We start from the raw sequence: 20757 nt of genomic DNA on the forward strand, positions 1-20757 counted from the left end.
CAGCCTTGTTGACACTCCAAGGGCGAAGCGGTATCGAATCCCAGTTTCGGCGCAATAATATGTCCGGTTCGGACGTTATTCGCGCAATATATGCAAAAGCGATGACCTACAGGAGGACTCCCAATGTCGGGATATGATGATCGTGACGGCCAGATCTGGATGGATGGCCAACTGGTCGACTGGCGCAAGGCCAATGTGCATATCCTGACGCATGCGATGCATTACGCCAGTTCGGTATTCGAAGGCGAGCGTTGCTATAACGGGAAAATCTTCAAAGGGGTCGAACATTCCAAGCGGTTGATTCAATCGGCAAAGATGCTGGATTTCGACATTCCCTATTCGGTCGAACAGATCGAAGAGGCGAAATACGCCATGCTCAAGGCTAATGGCTGGACCGACGCCTATGTGCGCGCAGTCGCCTGGCGCGGCGCGGGCGAGGACATGGGCGTGTCGGCCATGCGTAACCCGGTCCGTCTGGCCATCGCGGGTTGGGAATGGGGCGCCTATTACGGCGATGCCAAGATGAAGGGCGCCAAGCTGGACATTTCCAAATGGAAACGTCCCAGCCCCGAAACCATCCCCGTTCATGCCAAGGCCGCTGGTCTCTACATGATATGCACCATGTCCAAACACGCGGCCGAGGCCAAGGGATGCTCGGACGCGTTGTTCATGGATTATCGCGGATACGTGGCCGAAGCGACGGGCGCGAACATCTTTTTCGTCAAGGACGGGGAGGTGCACACGCCCGATCCCGATTGCTTCCTCAACGGGATCACGCGCCGCACGGTCATCGACATGCTGAAACAGCGCGGGATCACCGTGCATGAACGCCACATCATGCCCGAGGAACTGGAAGGGTTCGAGCAGTGCTGGCTGACAGGCACCGCGGCCGAGGTGACTCCGGTGGGCCAGATCGGCGATTTCACGTTTGAGGTCGGCGCGCTGACCCGCGACATCGCCGAAAGCTATGAAAAGCTGGTTCGGGAATAATCGGCCCTATTAGTGTCTGATCTGACGCTCAGAACAGCAATTGACCGCGCCGGTGTAAAACACGGCGCGGTTCTTTCGTTTCATCACCATCTGCGCAACGGGGATGACGTCATGCGCCAGGTGCTGGCCGCTTGCAATGCGCTGGGCCTGCGCGATCTGCATATTGCGCCGTCCTCTCTGTTTCCCTGTCATGCGGCGCTGATTCCCTATCTGGAAAAGGGCGTCGTGACGCGGATCACGACTTCCTACATGACCGGCCCGCTGGCCGATGCGGTCCATGGTGGCGTCTTGCCTCATCCCGTGCGGCTGCAAACCCATGGGGGGCGGGCGGCTGCCATCGCCGATGGCCGGTTACCGATTGACGCTGCCTTTGTTGCAGCCCCGGCGGTGGACGGGGCGGGAAACCTCAGCGGAGCGGTGGGGCCGCAGGCCTGTGGGCCGCTCGGGTATGGGATGGTGGATGCCGCCCATGCCCGGCATGTGGTTGCGGTGACCGATCATGTCACGGGGTCCGTGCCGCGCATTTGCATCCCGGCGGATCAGGTCGATCAGGTCGTGCACATCGCGCGCATCGGCGATGCCGGTCAAATCGCGTCGGGTACCACGGGGCGGGCGCCCTCAAAAACGGGGCGCGCCATTGCAGAGCTGACGGCGCGGTTGATCGATGCCTCCGGCCTGTTGCGCGACGGGTTCAGGTTTCAGACCGGGGCGGGGGCCACATCGCTGGCCGTTGCGCAGGCACTGGGGCCGGTGATGGCCGCGCGCTCGATCATCGGCGATTTCGCGGCTGGCGGCGTGACGGGGGCGCTGGTCGACATGCATGAACAGGGTCTATTCAGGCAAATCTGGGATGTTCAGGCCTTTGATCTGGCCGCTGTGCGTTCCTATGCCCGCGACCCGGATCATCACGCCATGTCGGCCGAACTTTATGCCAGCCCGGCGCGCCCCGACAGCATTGCGCGCCAGTTGGATGTGATGATCCTGGGGGCGGCCGAGGTTGATATGGCGTTCAACGTCAATGTCACCTGCGCCAGCGATGGCCGGATCATTGGCGGTTCGGGCGGACATGCCGATACCGCGCTGGGCGCGGCGCTGCCGATTGTCACCACCCCGCTGACGGCGGGCGGCTTTCCCAAGCTGGTGAAACAGCTGACCTGCCTGACCACGTCCGGCGCCAGCATAGGCGCCGTGGTAACCGAGGCGGGCATTGCAATTCATCCGTCGCGCCCCGATCTGGCGCGCGATGCGCAAAACGCCGGTTTGCCCCTTGTCGCGATCGAGGACTTGCGCCGTTTGGCAGAAAAAACCGCGGCACCGGCACCCAGATCGCGCCAGGGCGGCCAGGTTGTTGCCGAGTGCGAAGCGCCGGACGGCACGGTGATCGACCGGATCACACAGGCCTGAGCGAGCCTCGCGAAAGCCCTATCAGAAATCCACGCCGCGCTGGGCCTTGATGCCGGCCTGGAAAGGGTGTTTCACCTCGGTCATTTCGGTGACCAGATCGGCGTAATCGCACAGTTCGGGTTTGGCATCGCGCCCGGTCAGGATGACGCTGGTCTTGTCCGACCGTGCCTTCAGCCCTTCCAGAACCTCTTCCACACTCAGGTATTCGTACCGCATGGCGATGTTGATTTCGTCCAGCACCACCAGATCGTTTTCGCCGCTTTCCATCATCTCGCGCGCCTTGTCGAAGGCGGCCTTGGCGGCGGCGATATCGCGGTCCTTGTCTTGTGTATCCCAAGTGAATCCTTCGCCCATGGTGTGCCAGATGACGCCGCCGACATCCTCAAAGAACCGACGCTCGCCCGTGATCCATTTGCCCTTGATGAACTGGACCACGCCAACCTTCTGTTTCCAGCCCAGTGCGCGCACGACGACGCCAAAGGCGCTTGAGGATTTGCCCTTGCCCTTGCCGGTGTGGACCAGAACCAGACCGCGGCCGGGGTCCTGCGCCTTTTCGACCTTGGCCCGCTGTTTGGACTGCACTTCTTTCATTTTCTGCTTGTGATCGTCCGCGTCCGACATGGCGTGCCCTTCTTGAAATTTGCGCCACCCTAACGAGCGGTGGAAAAAGGTAAAGATCAACTCTTGGGGTCGGTGACGGACCGCGCCTTGGCGCGCTCCAACCCCAGTTGATGTTCGCGCCAGATGACAAGGGTGTTCCCGGCCACGACCAAAACCGCCCCCAGCAGCATCACCGCGGTGGGCAATTCGCTGAACCAGACATAGCCGATCACGATGGCAAAGATCATCGAGGAATAGTCATAGGGCGCAAGCATCGACGCCGGACCGAACCGATAGGCCGAGGTGACCAGGATTTGCGCGATCCCGCCAAGCACCCCGCAGCCCGCCAGCAGCAACAAGTTGGTCAGCGACGGGACGACCCACCCAAAAGGCAGGGTCACCAGCGACAGAAGGGTCGCGGTGATCGAGAAGTAAAACACGATGGCGGCGGTGTGTTCGGTTTTGACCAGCTGGCGAATATGGATCTGGACGAAGGCCCGGCAAATGGTCGACCCGATGACAAAAATAGCGCCCAGTGTGGCCGCATCCCGCACGCCCAGCCCCGAGTTCAGCCGCGGCCAGAGCATGATCAGAACCCCGGCCAGCCCCAGCGCGACGGCGGACAGGCGAACCACGCGGATTCGCTCGCCCAGCATCAGGGCGGCAAGAATCAGGGTGAAAATCGGAGTGGCATAGCCGATCGCGGTCACTTCGGGCAGGGGCAGCAAGGCAAGACCGGCAAATGCCAGCCCCATCGCCGAGGTGCCGATGACCCCCCGCCACAGGTGGCCTTTCAGGTTTTGCGGGATCAAACCGTGGCGCAATTGGCCCCGCGCGGTCAACCAGATCAGAATCACCGGAATGGCGCAGAGGGAGCGAAAGAAAACCGCCTCACCCGGGGGGATATCGTCGGCCGTGGCCTTGATCATCGCGGCGGTGATCGTAAAGATGCATACCGCGCTGAGTTTCAGCGCAACGGCAAGCGCCGGACGGTGTGAAGACAGGGTTTCGGCCATGGCGCGACCCTGCGCCGCGATTTGGAAAAGTTCAATGGGCGGCTTGATTTCCGCCCATACCAAAGGGCATTTGGTGCCTCCTCCGGTCGGAGCCGACCCATGGTTAATCAGAGATTGCCGGCTCCCGATTGCGCGCGCAGAATGGCGATCTGCTCACCGGCCAGGGTCAGGCCAGCCAGAACAACAAGAGACTGAGCGTGGCAAAGGCGCCCGTCGTTGCCGTCAGCATCGCGATCGACGCTGCCCCGCCCAATCCGCGTTCCTGCGCGAACACGGTATAGATACCGAACATCGGGATCGCCGCCGACAGGATCGCGGCAATGCGCAGATCATCGGTCAGTGTGATCAGGCCTGACGCAATCAGGACCGTGGCCGTGATGGCAACAAGGGCCGGGTGCAGGACCAGTTTCCCAATCGCGATTTGGACAGCAAGGATGCGATTGCCTTTCAGCGGCAGACTCGCCAGCGATCCGCCAATCACCACAAGCGCAAGCGCCGAGGCCGACGCCGCCAGCATCTGCAACAGCCGCTCAAGGGCGCCGGGCAGGGTCAGCCCGATGGCAGAAACGATCAGACCCAGAACCAGACCGATGATCATGGGGCGTTTGAACAGGTCCAGAAACATGGTGCTTAGCACGCTGGCAATGCTGTCCTGTTCGCGGGGCCGGGCCAGATCCATCAGGATCAGGCAAATGGGGATCAGGACCATGTTTTCGACCATCATGTTGATGGCAAGGATCAGCCCGGCCAGATCGGGAAACACCAAAAGCATGAGTGGAAAGCCGATGAAACCGGAGTTGGGGCAGGACGACCCCATAACGGCAACCGCGCGGCGGCCCGGATCCGGGGCGGTAAAGTTAAACCAGACAAAGGAGACAAGGATGGTCAGAAGACCGCCAATCAGAAAGACGGAAACATAGCCGGGGTGAAAGATGTCACCCAGATCGCGCGTGGCCACTGCGTTGAAGATCAGGGCAGGCAGCGCGACGTTGAGAACGTATTTTCCCAGGACGGCCATGTCGGTCGCCTGAAACCAACGGAAACGGACCGCCAGATACCCGATGGCGATGGCCGCATAGATCGGGAAAGTGATACCAAGGATCAGGGCCACGGATCAGCCGATTTTGCCCCGGTTTTCGCCGATCTGTCCGCGATGCAGCAGCAGGTGATCCAGAATGACACAGGCCATCATCGCCTCGCCCACGGGAACCGCGCGGATGCCGACGCAGGGGTCGTGCCGGCCCTTGGTGATGATTTCCGCCGCCTGGCCCGATTTGGTGATGGTCTGGCGCGGTTTCAGGATCGAAGAGGTCGGTTTCACCGCGAAGCGCACCACGACATCCTGACCGGTGGAAATACCGCCTAGAATGCCGCCCGCATGGTTGGAGGAATAGACGGGCTTGCCATCGTTCCCCATGAAAATTTCGTCTGCGTTATCCTCGCCGGTCAGTTCGGCGGCGCCCATGCCTTCGCCAATTTCGACGCCTTTGACGGCATTGATGCTCATCATGGCGGCGGCGATATCAGTGTCTAACTTGCCATAAACCGGCGCGCCCAGGCCGGGGGGCACATTGCGCGCCACCACCTCGACCACGGCCCCGACCGAGTTTCCGGATTTGCGCAGACCGTCCAGATAGGCGGCCCAGTTTTCGGCGGCTGTGGCATCGGGCACCCAGAACGGGTTCCGTTCGATTTCGTCCCAGTCAAAGTTGTCGCGATCAATCTTGTGCGGGCCGATCTGGGTCATGTAGCCGGTGATTTCGACGCCCGGCACCAAGGCCTTGATCGCCTCGCGGGCAAGACCACCGGCGGCCACGCGCGATGCGGTTTCGCGGGCCGAGGACCGGCCGCCACCGCGATAATCGCGGATACCGTATTTCTGCCAATAGGTGATATCGGCATGACCCGGGCGGAATTTCTCCATGATGTCGGAATAGTCTTTCGACCGTTGATCGGTGTTTTCGATCATCAGCTGCACCGGGGTGCCTGTGGTCTGGCCGTCGAACACGCCCGACAGGATACGCACCTGATCGGGTTCGCGCCGCTGGGTGGTGTATTTGGATTGCCCCGGTTTGCGACGGTCCAGCCACTGTTGGATCATCGCCTCGTCAATCGGAACGCCCGGCGGGCATCCGTCTACGGTCGCGCCCAGGGCGGGTCCGTGGCTTTCGCCCCAGGTGGTGACGCGGAACAGGTGGCCAAAGCTGTTGATCGACATGGGTTTCTCCTTTGCTGGCGTCTGTACCGGCGGCGCGCCTTTGCCTCAAGGGGTTTCGCCTTGCGTCTGGGTGGGCAGGGTCCTAGATGTGGTGACACCTCGGGGGGCCAATCCTGGCTGAGATGCACCTGTGCAGACCCGTTGAACCTGAACCAGTTAACACTGGCGGAGGGAAGGTATGGACATCACTCCACCCTTGCCTTTTCGCCGCAATAAGGAGGATGCCATGAAGTATCTGACGTTTGCAGCGGGAATTCTGAGTGCGACAGCCGCAATGGCCGAGACATCGGAACTGACCGTTTATACCTATGACAGCTTTGTTTCGGACTGGGGCCCCGGCCCGGTGATCGAAGCGGCGTTCGAGGAAACCTGTGGTTGCGATCTGAAACTGGTGGGCGCGGGCGACGGCGCGGCGCTCTTGGCGCGGCTCAAACTGGAGGGCGCGCGCACGGACGCGGACGTGGTTCTGGGGCTGGACACTGGACTGATTGCGGCGGCCAAAGAAACCGGATTGTTCGCCGATCATGGCGTCAGCGCCGAGTATGACCTGCCGCTGGACTGGAGCGATCCGACATTTGTGCCCTATGACTGGGGGTATTTCGCCTTTGTGCACAACGTTGATCTGGACGCCCCGGCCAATTTCCGGGCACTGGCCGATAGTGATCTCAAGATCGTCATTCAGGATCCCCGGTCCTCGACCCCGGGGTTGGGCCTGTTGCTGTGGGTGAAATCGGCCTATGGCGATCAGGCGCCCGAAATCTGGGCCGGTCTGGCCGACAATATCGTGACCGTGACCAAGGGCTGGTCCGAGGCATATGGACTGTTTCTTGAGGGCGAGGCGGACATGGTGTTGTCCTATACCACCTCACCCGCCTATCACCTGATCGCGGAAGAGGACGCAAGCAAGGCCGCCGCCGGTTTTGACGAAGGCCACTACATGCAGATCGAAGTTGCCGGCAAACTGGCATCCAGCGATCAGCCCGACCTGGCCGACAAGTTCCTGGCCTTCATGGTCTCCGAGGCGTTTCAATCGGTGATCCCGACGACGAACTGGATGTATCCGGCGGTGATACCTGCCGCCGGGTTGCCCGAAGGCTTTGAAACACTGGTAACGCCCGGCAAGGCGCTGTTGGTTCCGGCCGAGTCTGCCGATGCGATGCGCGATGCGGCGCTGGCCGAATGGCTGGACGCGCTGAGCCGGTAAACCCATGGCCGGGGATCGGCGCGGCGGTTCTTGTCGCGGCGCTGATCCTTGCGCCTTTGGCCGTTGTATTTCTGCGCGCCGAAACCGGGCTGGGCCTGGCCGGCTCCGATTGGTCGGCCATCCGGTTCACCCTTGTTCAGGCGACCCTTTCCGCCCTTATTAGTGTCTGTTTGGCCGTGCCTGTGGCGCGCGCTTTTGCCCGGCGCCGGTTTGCGGGGCGGGGGCTGTTGGTGACCCTGTTGGGCGCACCTTTCATCCTGCCGGTGATCGTTGCGGTTCTGGGTCTGTTGGCGGTGTTCGGGCGCAACGGATGGGTCAGCGCGGCGCTGGGCGTCTTCGATCTTCCGCCGCTTCAGATTTACGGCTTGCACGGGGTCGTCATCGCGCATGTGTTTTTCAACCTGCCGCTGGCCACGCGGCTGATCCTGCAAGGCTGGCAAAACATTCCGGCCGAACGGTTCAGGCTGGCGGCCTCGCTGGGGTTTGGACCGGGCGAGGTGTTGCGGCTGTTGGAAATACCGATGATTTTACGCGTTGTACCGGGGGCATTGGCGGTTATTTTCGCCATCTGTCTCACCAGTTTCGCGGTGGCGCTGACGCTGGGCGGTGGGCCCCGCGCCACGACGATCGAACTGGCGATTTATCAGGCGTTTCGTTTTGATTTTGATCTGGGCCGCGCGGCGTTGCTGTCGGTGGTGCAGATTGTGTTGACCCTGTCTGCTGCGATGATGGCGCTTTGGGCGGCGCGGGGCGAAGGGTTTGGCGCAGGGCATGACCGTCCGGTGCAGCGATGGGATGCAAACGCGCCGGGACTGAAAGCCGTTGATGCGGCTCTGATCGTCCTGGCCGCGTTGTTCCTGCTGCTGCCGCTTGCGGCCATTGTCGCGGCGGGCGTTCCGGGGCTGATGTCTTTGCCCGGCAGCGTCTATTCTTCCGTTTTAGTGTCTATTTTCGTGTCAGCAGGCAGCACCATCCTGCTTGTCCTTCTGGCGGTGCCAATGGCGGCGGCGGTGGCAGGCGGGGCCGCGCGCGGCGTGGAACTGGCCGGGTTGCTGGGCATGGCGGTATCGCCATTGGTGATCGGCACCGGGTTATTCCTGATCATCAACCCGATTGCCGATCCCTTTGCGCTGGCGCTGCCGGTGACGGCCTGTGTCAATGCGCTGATGGCGCTGCCCTTTGCGCTGCGGGTCCTGATCCCGCCCGCGCGCGAAGTGGTGGCCGATTACGGCAAGCTGGGCCTGTCGCTCGACATGGCCGGCTGGTCGTTCCTGCGCCATGTGCTGATCCCCCGCTTGCGCGCACAGATCGGGTTTGCCGCCGGGCTGTGCGCCGCCCTGTCGATGGGCGATCTGGGCGTCATTGCCTTGTTCGCGGACCCCGAGCGCGCCACACTGCCATTGCAGGTCTATCGCCTGATGGGGGCCTACCGGATGGAGAGTGCGGCAAGTGCCGCGTTGCTGTTGCTGGTCCTGTCGCTGGCGGCCTTTTGGATCCTAGACAGGGGAGGACGCTGGAATGCTGAGGCTTGATCGGGTGTGTATCGAAAACGGCAGTTTTCGCCTGACCGCGGATCTGAGTGTTGACGTCGGTCAGAGGGTGGCCGTGATCGGCCCGTCGGGATCGGGAAAATCGACCCTGTTAAACGGTATTGCCGGGTTTTTGCCCGTTACCGGGGGCCGCATCCAGTGGCAGGGGCAGGACATCACGCAAGCCGCCCCGGGGGATCGGCCCGTGGCGATGCTGTTTCAGGACGGGAACCTGTTTCCGCATCTGAGCGTCGCGCAGAATGTCGGCCTGGGTCTGCGGCCGGATCTGAAACTGAGTGGCGATCAGAAACAGGCGGTAGAGCAGGCGCTTCTTCGCGTCGGTCTGGAAGGCATGGGCGGGCGCAAGCCCGGCGCCCTGTCCGGTGGGCAGCAGAGCCGCGCGGCACTGGCGCGCATTCTGGTTCAGGGGCGGCCGCTGATGTTGCTGGACGAACCCTTTGCCGCGCTGGGCCCGGCATTGAAGTCCGAAATGCTGGACCTTGTCGCCGGGTTGGCCGAGGAAACCGGCGCGACCCTGTTGATGGTCAGTCACGACCCGTCGGATGCCCGGCGGATCGCGCAGCAGGTGATTCTGGTGGCCGATGGTGTGGCCCTTGCCCCGCAGGACACAGGCGCATTGCTGGACAATCCGCCCGCGTCCCTGCGCGACTACCTGGGTTAGGCGGCCACGCCGAGCCGGGTTTTCGCGATCGAAAGCGCAGCGCGCGCGGCCTCGCGACCCTTTTCAACGAAATGTGCCCGGTAGATCGCGTTGTGGTGGCCGGTGTCCTGGTACTGATGCGGGGTGAGCGAGACGGACAGGACCGGCACGCCGCTGTCCATCCCGGCGCGCATCAGCCCGTCAACCACGGCCTGTGCTACGAAATCATGCCGGTAGATGCCGCCATCCACGACAAAGGCCGCGCAGGCCACGGCGCCATAGCGCCCGGTCGTGGCAAGATCGCGCGCCAGAAGCGGCATTTCGAATGCGCCGGGCACGTCGAAAACATCGACCTGTTCGGCCGGGATCAGTTCAAGAAACCCCTCAAGGGCGCGATCGACAATGTCGGCATGCCAATTGGCCTTGATGAATGCGAAACGGGTGTGTGTCATCACGTGATCTCCTTCTTGGTTACGACACGTCCACCCAAGGCGATCACGAACAGACGCACCGCGACTGGCGGTGATCTGACCGTCCTCTTTCATCCGGACTGTGACCGTCGGCTCTGGAGTCTCACCAGATCTGCTGACACCCCGAATTGGCAGGGGCCGCTCGCGGGCTTGCAGGTCGGACCTGCTTACCGCCGGTGGGGAATTTCGCCCCGCCCTGAGAACAGGGCCAGTCTTGCCAAGGAATGCGCCGTTCGGCAAGAGGGACATGATCGAGGAGTCATCACATGCACCCCAACAAGACGTTTCACACGGCTAGCGAGCAGGAAAACCTGGCTTTTGCGCGGGAACGCGGGTTTGGCGTGCTTGCCATCAATGCCGAAAATGGCCCGCTGATTTCACATGTTCCGTTTCTGGTGTCCGAGGACGGCAAGACCGTCGATCTGCATCTGGTGCGGTCCAATCCGATCGCCCGTGCGTTGCAGGCTCCGGTCGCGGCCCGTATCGCCGTGTCGGGGGCGGATACCTATATTTCGCCCGACTGGTACGAGGTGCCGGACCAGGTGCCGACGTGGAATTATGTGGCTGTGCATCTGACCGGCCTGCTGGAACTGCGCCCGACCGAAGAATTGCGGGCGCTGCTGGACCGGCAATCGGCGGCCTTTGAACAGCGCCTTTTGCCCAAAAAACCCTGGGCCACCGACAAGATGCAGCCCGACATTCTGGACAAGATGATGCGGATGATCGTGCCCTGCCGCATGGCGGTGAATGGTGTGGACGGCACATGGAAGCTGGGCCAGAACAAACCGGACGCGGTGCGCATCGCTGCCGCCGGTCAGGTCGCGGCGCATGGGATCGGGTCCGAGGTCGACATATTGGCCGCCCTGATGCACGGCGCATAGACAGTTTGCCCTAAGGCTCCTAACGTGGCGAAAATTCTTCAGATGGGGAGCCTGCGATCATGAAGCTCTATTACAGCCCGACGTCACCCTATGTCCGCAAGGTCATGGTTGTTCTGCACGAAACCAATCAGTTGGACGATGTCGAACTGATCACGGCGGGCGGCACGCCACTGGCGCCGGCTGCGCCGCTGATCGGAAAGAACCCGCTGACCAAGGTGCCCGCGCTGGAACGCGCAGACGGGCCGGCGATTTTCGACAGCCGGGTGATTTGCGCCTATCTGGACGATCGCGGCAAGGGTGGCCTTTATCCCGGTGGCGGCAAACGCTGGGACACGCTGACCCTTGAGGCGCTGGCCGATGGTATTCTGGATGCGGCACTCCTTATGACTTACGAATCGCGTCTGCGCCCCGAGGACATTCGCTGGGACGACTGGGTGGACAGCCAGTGGGCCAAGATCGCCCGCGCCTGCGAGGCCCTTGATGGCATGTGGATGAGCCACCTCGCCGGACCGCTGGACATGGGGCAGATCGCCGTTGGGTGTGCCCTCGGCTATGTCGATTTTCGTCACGATGCCCGGGGATGGCGCAAGGGCAACGATGCGCTGGCCGCATGGTTCGAAAAATTCGATTCGCACCCCAGCATGGCCGCCACACGCCCGCCGGAAGGGATGTAACCGGGGAAAAACGGGGAAAATCTTGCGCTTCTTATGTTCTAAATCGCAATTTTCAACACCTTGGGCGTCACCTGCGACTTCCTGCGCGCCTATGACCGCTGGACGAACCAATAACACCCCGTTAGATACCCGGTCGGAGAGACCGCATTTTGTGCGGGGAATATGCATGTTTGCCCCTGAGCGGGCGCTGGAATTGGAGTAAACCTCGTGTCCCACGCAGAAGACCACGAAGGCACCCGGAGAGATTTCCTCTACTATGCCACTGCAGGCGCCGGAGCCGTGACAGCAGGGGCCGCCATTTGGCCGCTGGTCAACCAGATGAACCCATCGGCCGATGTTCAGGCCCTCTCTTCGATCCGCGTGGACATCAGCGGTGTCGAAGTCGGCACGCAGATCAGCGTTAAATTCCTGGGCAAGCCGGTGTTCATTCGCCGCCGTACCGAAGAAGAGATCGAAATGGCCCGTGCAGTGGACGTGGCCGAACTGCCCGATGGTGTGGCCCGCAACCCGAACAAGGGTAACGCCGTTCCCGCAACGGACGAAAACCGCTCGATGGACGAAAATGGCGAATGGCTGGTGATGATGGGCGTTTGCACGCACCTGGGCTGTGTGCCTCTGGGCGACGGCGCGGGCGACTTCCACGGCTGGTTCTGCCCCTGCCACGGGTCACACTATGATACGTCGGGACGCATCCGCAAAGGACCGGCGCCAGAAAACCTGCCGGTTCCGGTTGCGGAATTCATCGACGAAACAACGATCCAACTGGGATAAGGAAACAAGAAATGTCCGGTATTCCGCACGATCATTACGAACCAAAATCCGGTGGCGAAAAGTGGCTGCACAGCCGCCTGCCGATTGTTGGGCTTCTCTATGACACCATCATGATCCCCACACCCAAGAACCTGAACTGGATGTGGATCTGGGGGATCGTTCTCACCTTCTGTCTGGTCCTGCAAATCGTTACCGGCATCGTGCTGGTGATGCATTACACGCCGCATGTGGACATGGCGTTCGCCAGTGTCGAACACATCATGCGCAACGTGAACGGCGGCTACATGCTGCGGTACCTGCATGCCAACGGTGCGTCGCTGTTCTTTGTGGCGGTTTATGCGCACATCTTCCGCGGCCTCTACTATGGGTCTTACAAGGCCCCGCGTGAGATCACATGGATCATCGGCATCCTGATCTTCGTGCTGATGATGGCAACCGGCTTTATGGGGTATGTTCTGCCCTGGGGTCAGATGTCGTTCTGGGGCGCGACCGTGATCACCGGCCTGTTCGGTGCGATCCCGTTCGTGGGTGAATCGCTGCAGACATGGCTGCTAGGCGGGCCTGCGGTGGATAACGCCACGCTGAACCGCTTCTTCTCGCTGCATTATCTGCTGCCCTTCGTGATTGCCGCGCTGGTTGCGGTCCACATCTGGGCCTTCCACACCACCGGCAACAACAACCCCACCGGGGTTGAGGTGCGCCGCGGGTCCAAGGCCGAGGCCGAGAAAGACACCCTGCCGTTCTGGCCCTATTTCGTGATCAAGGACCTGTTCGCGCTGGCCATCGTGATGGCCATCTTCTGGGCCATCGTCGGGTTCATGCCGAACTATCTGGGCCATCCGGACAACTATATCGAAGCGAACCCGCTGGTGACGCCCGCACATATCGTTCCTGAATGGTACTTCCTGCCGTTCTACGCGATCCTGCGTGCCTTTACCGGCGAAGTTTGGGTCGTTCAGATCGCATCCTTCCTGACCGGTGGCATCGTAGACGCCAAGTTCTTTGGTGTTCTGGCGATGTTCGGTGCGATTGCCGTCATGGCGCTGGTGCCGTGGCTGGATACGTCAAGCGTACGTTCGGGCCGTTATCGTCCGATGTTCAAATGGTGGTTCGCTCTGCTGGTTGTCGATTTCTTCGCGCTGATGTGGCTGGGTGCCATGCCTGCGGAAGAGCCTTATGCAAGCTTCTCGCTGATCGCGTCGGCCTATTGGTTCGCCTACTTCCTGGTGATCCTGCCGGTGCTGGGTGTGATCGAAAAGCCGACGGAGCAACCTGCCACCATCGAAGACGATTTCGACGCTCATTATGGCAAAGCCGCGGATCAGGATACATCCGCTGCGACACCCGCCGAATAAGAAAAGGACTGGGACACATGTTCAAGAAACTCGCAATCAGCGGTGTCGTTGCCCTGGCTCTTGGCCCTGTTGCCGCTCTGGCGGCAGGCGGCGGCGAACAGCACATCGAAGACTTCGCTTTCTCGTTCGAGGGGCCGTTCGGTGCCTATGATCAGAACCAGCTGCAGCGCGGTCTGCAAATCTATACCGAGGTTTGCGCAGCCTGCCACGGTCTGAAGCAGGTGCCGATCCGCACGCTGGCCGACGAAGGCGGTCCGCAACTCCCGGCGGATCAGGTTCGTGCCTATGCCGCCGACAACTTTGAAGTGTTCGATCCCGAGCTGGACGATTTCCGCCCCGCGAAACCGGTCGACCATTTCCCGGAAAACACAGCTGCGGGTGCACCGGACCTGAGCCTGATGGCCAAGGCCCGTGCCGGGTTCCACGGCCCTTATGGTCTGGGCATCAACCAGATGTTCAAAGGCATGGGCGGCGCGGAATATATCGCATCGCTGCTGACCGGTTATACCGGTGAGGAAAAAGAAGAAGCGGGTACGATCCTTTATGAAAACACCGCCTTCCCGGGCGGCTGGATTTCGATGGCGCCGCCGCTGGCTGATGAACAGGTTGAATTCATCGACGGACACTCGAACGATCTGCATCACACGGCGCAGGATGTTTCTGCCTTCCTGATGTGGACCGCCGAGCCCAAGATGATGGCCCGCAAGCAGGCCGGTTTCGTTGGTGTATTGCTGCTGACCCTGCTGTCGGTCCTGCTGTACCTGACGAACAAGAAAATCTGGGCCCCGCACAAGGGCAAGAAATTCAGCTGACCTTTCGATCGGTTCGAATAAAAACCCCGCAGTTTCGGCTGCGGGGTTTTTTGTTTGTCAGGACGGCAGATGTCAGGCGGTCAGCTGGGTTCCTGAAACGCCTTTGATCATGGCCTGCACGATCTGTCCTTCTGGCTGTGCGGTGGCAAATGCGACCTCGGTAAACTGCTCGGTCCGGCCCATATGGGGGTTTTCCATCAGGACGCGGTGCGATTGCCCGACCTGCGCGGCAAGATGCTTTTGCACCTGGGCGTCCCCGGCTGCGCGCAACCGGGCGGCGCGGTCCTTGATCACGTTTCCATTCACCTGATTGGGGATCTTCGCCGCTGGTGTGCCGTCGCGTTTGGAATAGGGGAACACATGCAGCCAGGTCAGGTCGCAATCCTCGACCAGACGCAGGGAGTTTTCGAAATGCGCCTCGGTTTCGGTCGGAAAGCCGGCGATGATGTCGGCCCCGAAGGTCATGTCGGGGCGCAGTTGACGGGCCTCTTGCGCGAACCGGATGGCATCATCGCGCAAATGGCGGCGCTTCATCCGTTTCAGGATCAGGTCATCGCCATGTTGCAGGGACAGATGCAGATGCGGCATCAGGCGCGGTTCGGTCGCGATGGCCTGCATCAGGTTTTCGTCGACCTCGATACTGTCGATCGAGGATATCCGCAGGCGCGGAAGATCGGGCACCAGCCTTAGGATGCGCATCACCAGATCGCCCAGTTTCGGCGCAGCGGGCAGATCCGCGCCCCAACTGGTCAGGTCCACGCCGGTCAGAACGACCTCGTTATAGCCCCGGTCGACCAGCCGTTTGATCTGGTCCACCACGACGCCCGCCGGAACGCTGCGCGAATTGCCCCGGCCGTAGGGGATGATGCAAAAGGTGCAGCGGTGATCACACCCGTTCTGAACCTGCACATAGGCGCGGCTGCGGGTGCCAAAGCCGTCAATCAGATGGCCCGCGGTTTCGGTAACCGACATGATGTCATCGACCTGCACCGGTTCGGTCCCGAAATCACCGGCGAGGCCAGCCCAGGTTTTCCCCTGCATCTTTTCGGTATTACCGATGACGGCATCCACCTCGTCCATCGCGGCGAATGTCTGCGGTTCGGTCTGGGCCGCACAGCCGGTCACGATCACCTTGGCCTCAGGGTTTTCGCGGCGCAGCTTGCGGATTTCCTGTCGCGCCTTGCGCACGGCCTCGGCGGTGACGGCACAGGTGTTTACGATCACCGCGTCGCTCAGCCCGGCCTTGGCGGCCAGTTCCTTCATCGCCTCGGTTTCATAGGCGTTCAGGCGGCACCCGAGGGTGGTGAATTTGGGCGCGCTCATCCCCGGCTGTCCAGGAATTCCGTTGTCAGGACGCCGTCGAACACATGGGCCGTCGGGCCGGTCATCCAGACCCCGTCATCGCGCCAATCGATGTTCAGCGTCCCACCATCCAGATCAATGCGCACAGAGCGGCCTGTCAGCCCCCTGCGCGCGGCTGCAACCGCCACGGCACACGAGGACGAGCCGGAGGCCAGCGTGGCGCCCACGCCCCGCTCCCACACGCGCATGCGGATGTGATCGGGACCGATGATCTGGGCAACCTGGACATTGGTGCGTTCGGGGAACAGGGGGTGATGCTCATACCGGGCGCCGAATGTTTCCAGCGGCACGGCTTCGGCGTCTTCGACAAAGAATGTGCAATGCGGGTTGCCCATACCGGTGGCGGTCGGGCCGCCCTCGATCGGCAATTCCAGTGTGTCCATTTCTTCGGAGAGCGGGATTTCCGACCACTCAAGTTGCGGGTCGCCCATGTTGACCGAAGTCAGCCCATTACCCGCATCGCGGGCCATCAGGGTGCCGCGATCCGTGGTCAGAATCAGTTCGGATTTTCCGGTTTCGTCCATCAGGAACCGCGCGATGCAGCGGGTGGCGTTGCCACAGGCGGCCGAAGTGCTGCCATCCGAATTGTAAAACGTCAGATGCGCGTCGCCGGTGCCCGTTTCGATCACGGCCAGTTGGTCGAACCCCACGCCAAAATGCCGATGACCAATTCTTTCGGCCAGGGCCGGGGTGATTGCAAAGGACTGCGCACGCGCATCGACAACGACAAAGTCGTTGCCCAGCCCGTGCATCTTCATGAAAGGCAATCCGGTATCGCGATAGGTGTTCATTGCGCGCATATAGCGCCGCAAAGGACACGAATCCACCCTGTCGCTACGAAACATCTGTTTCGGGCTTGACCCGCACAGCATCCTTTTCTAGGTAGGCCGCCGGACGACATCGCCGAAATCTGCATTTCGCGCGTCCGATCGCGATTTAAGTGGTTGATCCCACCGGAGCAATTGGCTTAGAGAGCGGCACAGGAACGATACGTCGTTCCAAAGTTAAGTGGGCCGTTAGCTCAGTTGGTAGAGCAACTGACTTTTAATCAGTGGGTCGCAGGTTCGAATCCTGCACGGCTCACCACTTAAATCAAGGATGACAAGTGACACCTGATCGTTCCTTTACGACAGGTTTCTTTCCTTTTTTGGCTGAGCTGTTCAACAGCAGCCGTTCATGACATTCGCAGCGAAATCACCGAAAGAGCTTGCTCGACACGCTTTCTAGCGGCGATTGGCGTCGGGTAACCTCTGTTGAAAAGCGGATGCAGGGCCCTCTCAAGGTCGGCTCCGAATGCCTTTGCCCGTCCTCGATTGGAGGCAGCCTTTAGGTAAAAACCGCTTGGGAAATCAGCGGACGATCCTATGTCTACCGATACGCAATTGGTTCTTGGTCGTGCGCCTTTAATATCATGCTTCACAAAATCAGGGGCTTTTGGTAGCCGCCTTGGTCTACACACTTTTCGCGATGGGGCGTCGTCCGTCGTCAGAGCTGGATCTATAGTTTCAATAGAAAAGGCCCCCCACGGCCGGGAGGCCTTTGTTGTTTCATGGTCAGAGGTGCCACACCCTTCAAGGACGCCGCTCGAAAAGGTTTTGTTTAACCCTTGTCGCCTCGATTGCTCCACATCGCACGCAACGATTTGGCCAAGTCGTCGACTGATTCATTGCCGGTCATCTTGCCGTCATAGGCGTCAAGGCCCACCGCTGCATATACATTGGCAAAAGCACCCTGCAATTCCGCATATGTCGCGTCGTATTTCAGCGACGCAAGAATAGCCTTCAGGTTCTCCCGCACGTATTCCCGTTGGGAACCGGTCCCGGATTGGAATTCGTTCCGGGACTGCACGAAAATCTGATTAGACACGTTATAGTGCTGCCGCGCTGTGTTCATTTCATGCTGCAGGCTGTGGAACCTTTTGTTCGCGACATAGACTTGAGTGGCGATCGCCTGCGTCAAAGCAAGTGCGCGAGCATCCAGCAAGTCCTTTTGTCCGCCAATGGCGGCCTTGCGACGCGGAAGACGAGCCAAATTCATCAAGTCCCACGAGACGCGCGCGCCCCACCCACTCCAGTTTTCGTTTACCAGATAGTCGTTGGTGTCATAGTTCAGACCGAGATATCCCCGGATCGAAGGAAGAAGATCAAGAACGGCAGTGCGCTCTTCCTCTTCGTTGATCCGCAAACGATATGCGACTTCCCGCACTTCGGGTCGATTGCGCATCGCCATCTCTGTCATTTTCTGGGACGACAGTGCCGTGATGGGAGTTTTAAGATTATATCGCGACGGGATGACCACGGAAAACTTTTGATTTTGCGGGAGGTTCATCAATGCAGCCAACTGATTTTTGGCGACAAATAGATCGCGACGCAGCGCTTGGGCTGTTTGCACGGTTTCCAGCATTTCACGCTGATACCGCAACGCCTCAAGGCGGTCGCCTTCTCCATTATTTACCTGTCGACGCGCGACGTTCAGAGCCCTCTGGGCGCGTCCCTCCAGTTCGCCGACCTGTCCGAGCAAACGCTCGGCCGCAACCGCACGCCAATAGGCTGTGCGTACATCTTCGATGATCCGGTTGATCGTCGAACGACGCTGTTCTTCCGCAATCAGATAACGGTCGCCTGCCTGTTTGGCTCGGTAATAGGAAAGACCGAAATCAAGGATATCCCAGCTCAACTCGAGACTTCCGGAATCACTGCCGGGGTCGGCTGATGTCGAGGCGACCGGATCCACCACACCGTTTTCATCAATGGACCGCGAAAACGGGTCATTTGACCGATCTGACCAATCAACGCGGGCAACCAATTCCGGCAACATGTCGAATTCCGCTTCTCGAAATTCGGAATATCGCAACGCCAGCTCGGAAATCTCAACCCTGTGGTCCAGATTATATTTCAGGGCTCGCGCCATAGCCGAATAAAGATCGATGCTTTGCGTGACCGGTGTTTGTGTGGCCGCAACCGCCCGGCGTTCCTTATCTGCCGCAAAAGTTTCAAGTTCCGCTTTGGTGAACGGTTTCGGAGTCACCGTACAACCAGCCAGTGCCAGTAGTACAACTCCCGTCACACCGGCCCCGATTGATCGCCCAGCCACTTTGGGACCCGCGAACATGCGCCGCGCTTCCCCGGATTTTACCGAAAAACTAGTTTTCATACTGCCCCTCTTGTCAACGCCTGCATGAGTTTCGCACTTTCAAATTCACCGGAATGCGTCAAACGATCAGTTTGAGAAGAGAATGTATTTTCCGCTACTTCCGCTACTTTCAGAAAGCCAATTTCGCCTTGGCCATCCATATCTGCATCTACCGATATCTCGCTTGAATTGCCATTTCCAAGTGCAATTTCCAGCCTATCGAAAGAAGACCAGCTTTCCGCTGTGATGAGAATGCTCCCATCTTCCAGGGTCATGGTGTTCACCTGACCTGTTCCGTTGAATTCGATGGCATCAATCGCGACTGGGCTACGAGCTGTATCCGTCGCCGAAACCTTCAGAGTTACCACACCATCGACGACCCCGCCGTTTATCTGAATGGCGTCGCCGCGTGCCGTGACAATCACTCCAATTTCCGGGACTTGGCCTTCGAACAAGCCAAGATTTCTGGCGTTTGGAAAGTCCCGATCGAACAGGGTCACGTCGTCCAACAACGGCTCAAAACCAATTCCCCGCACTGCCGAAGAAATCGGGGTATCCGCCTTCAGGCTCGAAAATCCGTCCACGCCTTCAATTGGCAGCGGCTCTGTCCCGCCGAGGTTCTGAATGGCATTAACAGCTAACAAAATCGGATGTGGCGCCTCAAGGTTCGTGTTCATGCCAGACAACAGTGGCGGCGTTCCAAAGAGATCATTCTGCGTGCCCGCAACCTCATCCAGGATATGATCCACGATAATGGTCGTTTCTTCGGGCTCCTCATCTGCAGGAAGCGGTTCCACCTCCGGAAGCGAATTTGACGGCGAGACGTCGTTCACCGGCGTCAGGGTGATGTCCAGCGTTGCCGTGTCCGTGCCGCCCGCGCCATCGCTGAGCGTATAGCTGATCTGCGGCACCGCGCCGTCGTAATCGGGCGCCGGGGTGAAGGTGAAGCTGCCATCGCCGTTCACCGTCAGATCACCGATCGGATCGCCCGCCGCGGTCACCAGCGGCGTCGCCGTGCCCAGGGTCAGCGCATCGGCAATGCCGTCGCCATCCACATCCACCTCGGCCGCGCTGATCCCCAGCGGATCGCCATCGACATCGCTGTCGATACCGCCACCCAGGTCATCGGTGATCAGGTTGCCGCTCACCGGCACATCCTCATCCGTCACGACCGCATCATCCGTCGCCACCGGCGCGTCGTTCACCGGCACGATCGGGCCAAAGCTCACCGTCGCCGGGCTGCCATCCTCGGTGCCGTCATTGGGCACATAGGTCAGGTCCGGCACCGGGCCGATATAGTCGGGCGCCGGATCAAAGGTCACATCGCCACTGGCCGCCACCGTGAGCGTCCCGATCGGGTTGCCCGCCGCATCCGTGATCGGCGTCGCCGCGCCCAGGGTCAGCGGATCGGCAATGCCGTCGCCATCCACATCGATCTCGGCCGTCGCGATGGTCAGCGGATCGCCTTCCACATCCAGGTCATTGCCCAGAACGTTCACCGGACCCGCAGTGGTATCCTCGGTCACCGGGATCACGTCATCCACGCCCACCGGCGCGTCGTTCACCGGCGTCAGGGTGATGTCCAGCGTTGCCGTGTCCGTGCCGCCCGCGCCATCGCTGAGCGTATAGCTGATCTGCGGCACCGCGCCGTCGTAATCGGGCGCCGGGGTGAAGGTGA

General features: G+C 60.6%; 19 protein-coding genes, 1 tRNA gene and 2 riboswitches. Of the genes, 11 read left to right on the forward strand and 9 right to left on the reverse strand.

Features of this window, described 5'->3' with window-relative positions:
- The first annotated feature begins 123 nt into the window (after positions 1-123).
- Positions 124-990, forward strand: coding sequence for a branched-chain amino acid aminotransferase (locus ACXYMO_RS14410; RefSeq protein ID WP_458879417.1), 867 nt, complete (start codon positions 124-126; stop codon positions 988-990).
- Between the two features lie 12 nt (positions 991-1002).
- Positions 1003-2394 carry a citrate lyase subunit alpha gene (locus tag ACXYMO_RS14415; protein ID WP_458879418.1) on the forward strand — a complete coding sequence of 464 codons (1392 nt, stop codon included), beginning with the start codon at positions 1003-1005 and terminating at the stop codon, positions 2392-2394.
- 21 nt (positions 2395-2415) lie between these two features.
- Here the strand turns inward: ACXYMO_RS14415 and cobO are convergent, their stop codons facing one another.
- The 4 genes from cobO to aroC form a co-directional block, all read right to left on the reverse strand.
- A complete protein-coding gene (cobO, locus tag ACXYMO_RS14420; RefSeq protein WP_458879419.1) occupies positions 2416-3015 on the reverse strand; it encodes a cob(I)yrinic acid a,c-diamide adenosyltransferase in 600 nt (199 codons plus the stop codon).
- Positions 3016-3071: 56 nt separating this feature from the next.
- Positions 3072-4010 carry a DMT family transporter gene (locus ACXYMO_RS14425; protein WP_458879420.1) on the reverse strand — a complete coding sequence of 313 codons (939 nt, stop codon included), beginning with the start codon at positions 4008-4010 and terminating at the stop codon, positions 3072-3074.
- A 166-nt stretch (positions 4011-4176) separates the two neighbouring features.
- Complete coding sequence (locus ACXYMO_RS14430; RefSeq protein WP_458879421.1) at positions 4177-5121, reverse strand: AEC family transporter; 945 nt, start codon at positions 5119-5121, stop codon at positions 4177-4179.
- Between the two features lie 3 nt (positions 5122-5124).
- Positions 5125-6228, reverse strand: a complete 1104-nt coding sequence (gene aroC / locus ACXYMO_RS14435) for a chorismate synthase (RefSeq protein ID WP_458879422.1) — start codon at positions 6226-6228, stop codon at positions 5125-5127.
- A gap of 90 nt (positions 6229-6318) precedes the next feature.
- Positions 6319-6419: riboswitch (TPP riboswitch) on the forward strand.
- 35 nt (positions 6420-6454) lie between these two features.
- Between aroC and thiB the strand changes: the two genes are divergently transcribed.
- Genes thiB through ACXYMO_RS14450 form a run of 3 tightly spaced genes read left to right on the forward strand, consistent with a single transcriptional unit; the run spans position 6455 to position 9643 of the window.
- Entirely contained in the window at positions 6455-7432 is a 978-nt protein-coding gene (thiB, locus tag ACXYMO_RS14440; RefSeq protein WP_458879423.1) for a thiamine ABC transporter substrate binding subunit, read from the forward strand.
- Positions 7408-8964, forward strand: coding sequence for a thiamine/thiamine pyrophosphate ABC transporter permease ThiP (locus tag ACXYMO_RS14445; RefSeq protein WP_458879424.1), 1557 nt, complete (start codon positions 7408-7410; stop codon positions 8962-8964). Before thiB ends, ACXYMO_RS14445 begins: the two co-directional genes overlap by 25 nt.
- On the forward strand, positions 8951-9643 hold the full coding sequence (locus ACXYMO_RS14450; RefSeq protein ID WP_458879425.1) for a thiamine ABC transporter ATP-binding protein: 693 nt from the start codon (positions 8951-8953) through the stop codon (positions 9641-9643). Before ACXYMO_RS14445 ends, ACXYMO_RS14450 begins: the two co-directional genes overlap by 14 nt.
- Here the strand turns inward: ACXYMO_RS14450 and ACXYMO_RS14455 are convergent.
- Entirely contained in the window at positions 9640-10074 is a 435-nt protein-coding gene (locus ACXYMO_RS14455) for a 6,7-dimethyl-8-ribityllumazine synthase (protein WP_458879426.1), read from the reverse strand. The two genes, ACXYMO_RS14450 and ACXYMO_RS14455, sit on opposite strands and share 4 nt — an antisense overlap.
- 77 nt (positions 10075-10151) lie before the next feature.
- Positions 10152-10300: riboswitch (FMN riboswitch) on the reverse strand.
- A 58-nt stretch (positions 10301-10358) separates the two neighbouring features.
- On the opposite strand from ACXYMO_RS14455, the gene ACXYMO_RS14460 reads away from it, so the two are divergent.
- The 5 genes from ACXYMO_RS14460 (at position 10359) to ACXYMO_RS14480 (ending at position 14585) form a co-directional block, all read left to right on the forward strand.
- A complete protein-coding gene (locus ACXYMO_RS14460) occupies positions 10359-10973 on the forward strand; it encodes an FMN-binding negative transcriptional regulator (RefSeq protein ID WP_458879427.1) in 615 nt (204 codons plus the stop codon).
- Positions 10974-11032: 59 nt separating this feature from the next.
- Positions 11033-11647 carry a glutathione S-transferase gene (locus ACXYMO_RS14465; protein ID WP_458879428.1) on the forward strand — a complete coding sequence of 205 codons (615 nt, stop codon included), beginning with the start codon at positions 11033-11035 and terminating at the stop codon, positions 11645-11647.
- A gap of 207 nt (positions 11648-11854) precedes the next feature.
- Positions 11855-12418, forward strand: coding sequence for a ubiquinol-cytochrome c reductase iron-sulfur subunit (petA, locus tag ACXYMO_RS14470; RefSeq protein WP_458879429.1), 564 nt, complete (start codon positions 11855-11857; stop codon positions 12416-12418).
- Between the two features lie 11 nt (positions 12419-12429).
- On the forward strand, positions 12430-13773 hold the full coding sequence (gene petB, locus ACXYMO_RS14475) for a cytochrome b (RefSeq protein WP_458879430.1): 1344 nt from the start codon (positions 12430-12432) through the stop codon (positions 13771-13773).
- A 17-nt stretch (positions 13774-13790) separates the two neighbouring features.
- Complete coding sequence (locus ACXYMO_RS14480) at positions 13791-14585, forward strand: cytochrome c1 (RefSeq protein WP_458879431.1); 795 nt, start codon at positions 13791-13793, stop codon at positions 14583-14585.
- Between the two features lie 72 nt (positions 14586-14657).
- Here the strand turns inward: ACXYMO_RS14480 and mtaB are convergent, their stop codons facing one another.
- Entirely contained in the window at positions 14658-15908 is a 1251-nt protein-coding gene (gene mtaB / locus ACXYMO_RS14485; RefSeq protein WP_458879432.1) for a tRNA (N(6)-L-threonylcarbamoyladenosine(37)-C(2))-methylthiotransferase MtaB, read from the reverse strand.
- Entirely contained in the window at positions 15905-16738 is an 834-nt protein-coding gene (gene dapF / locus ACXYMO_RS14490) for a diaminopimelate epimerase (protein ID WP_458879433.1), read from the reverse strand. Before dapF ends, mtaB begins: the two co-directional genes overlap by 4 nt.
- Before the next feature lie 219 nt (positions 16739-16957).
- Between dapF and ACXYMO_RS14495 the strand changes: the two genes are divergently transcribed.
- Positions 16958-17033: transfer RNA gene (locus ACXYMO_RS14495), tRNA-Lys, on the forward strand.
- Positions 17034-17546: 513 nt separating this feature from the next.
- Here ACXYMO_RS14495 and ACXYMO_RS14500 read toward each other — a convergent pair.
- The gene (locus ACXYMO_RS14500; protein ID WP_458879434.1) at positions 17547-19100 is read right to left on the reverse strand and encodes a TolC family protein; all 1554 of its coding nucleotides are present in this window, start codon (positions 19098-19100) and stop codon (positions 17547-17549) included.
- Positions 19097-20757 (reverse strand): Ig-like domain-containing protein (locus tag ACXYMO_RS14505; protein WP_458879435.1); only part of this gene is annotated, 1661 nt, incomplete at its 5' end. The genes ACXYMO_RS14500 and ACXYMO_RS14505, both read right to left, overlap by 4 nt.

The sequence above is a fragment of the Arenibacterium sp. CAU 1754 genome (assembly GCF_054482635.1).

Bases quoted from the DNA above. Each gene is read 5' to 3' on its own strand.
- ACXYMO_RS14410 (WP_458879417.1), top strand. From the start codon at position 124: ATGTCGGGATATGATGATCGTGACGGCCAGATCTGGATGGATGGCCAA.
- cobO (WP_458879419.1), bottom strand. From the start codon at position 3,015: ATGTCGGACGCGGACGATCACAAGCAGAAAATGAAAGAAGTGCAGTCC.
- ACXYMO_RS14425 (WP_458879420.1), bottom strand. From the start codon at position 4,010: ATGGCCGAAACCCTGTCTTCACACCGTCCGGCGCTTGCCGTTGCGCTG.
- aroC (WP_458879422.1), bottom strand. From the start codon at position 6,228: ATGTCGATCAACAGCTTTGGCCACCTGTTCCGCGTCACCACCTGGGGC.
- thiB (WP_458879423.1), top strand. From the start codon at position 6,455: ATGAAGTATCTGACGTTTGCAGCGGGAATTCTGAGTGCGACAGCCGCA.
- ACXYMO_RS14445 (WP_458879424.1), top strand. From the start codon at position 7,408: ATGGCTGGACGCGCTGAGCCGGTAAACCCATGGCCGGGGATCGGCGCG.
- ACXYMO_RS14450 (WP_458879425.1), top strand. From the start codon at position 8,951: ATGCTGAGGCTTGATCGGGTGTGTATCGAAAACGGCAGTTTTCGCCTG.
- ACXYMO_RS14455 (WP_458879426.1), bottom strand. From the start codon at position 10,074: ATGACACACACCCGTTTCGCATTCATCAAGGCCAATTGGCATGCCGAC.
- ACXYMO_RS14460 (WP_458879427.1), top strand. From the start codon at position 10,359: ATGCACCCCAACAAGACGTTTCACACGGCTAGCGAGCAGGAAAACCTG.
- ACXYMO_RS14465 (WP_458879428.1), top strand. From the start codon at position 11,033: ATGAAGCTCTATTACAGCCCGACGTCACCCTATGTCCGCAAGGTCATG.
- petB (WP_458879430.1), top strand. From the start codon at position 12,430: ATGTCCGGTATTCCGCACGATCATTACGAACCAAAATCCGGTGGCGAA.
- ACXYMO_RS14480 (WP_458879431.1), top strand. From the start codon at position 13,791: ATGTTCAAGAAACTCGCAATCAGCGGTGTCGTTGCCCTGGCTCTTGGC.
- mtaB (WP_458879432.1), bottom strand. From the start codon at position 15,908: ATGAGCGCGCCCAAATTCACCACCCTCGGGTGCCGCCTGAACGCCTAT.
- dapF (WP_458879433.1), bottom strand. From the start codon at position 16,738: ATGAACACCTATCGCGATACCGGATTGCCTTTCATGAAGATGCACGGG.
- ACXYMO_RS14500 (WP_458879434.1), bottom strand. From the start codon at position 19,100: ATGAAAACTAGTTTTTCGGTAAAATCCGGGGAAGCGCGGCGCATGTTC.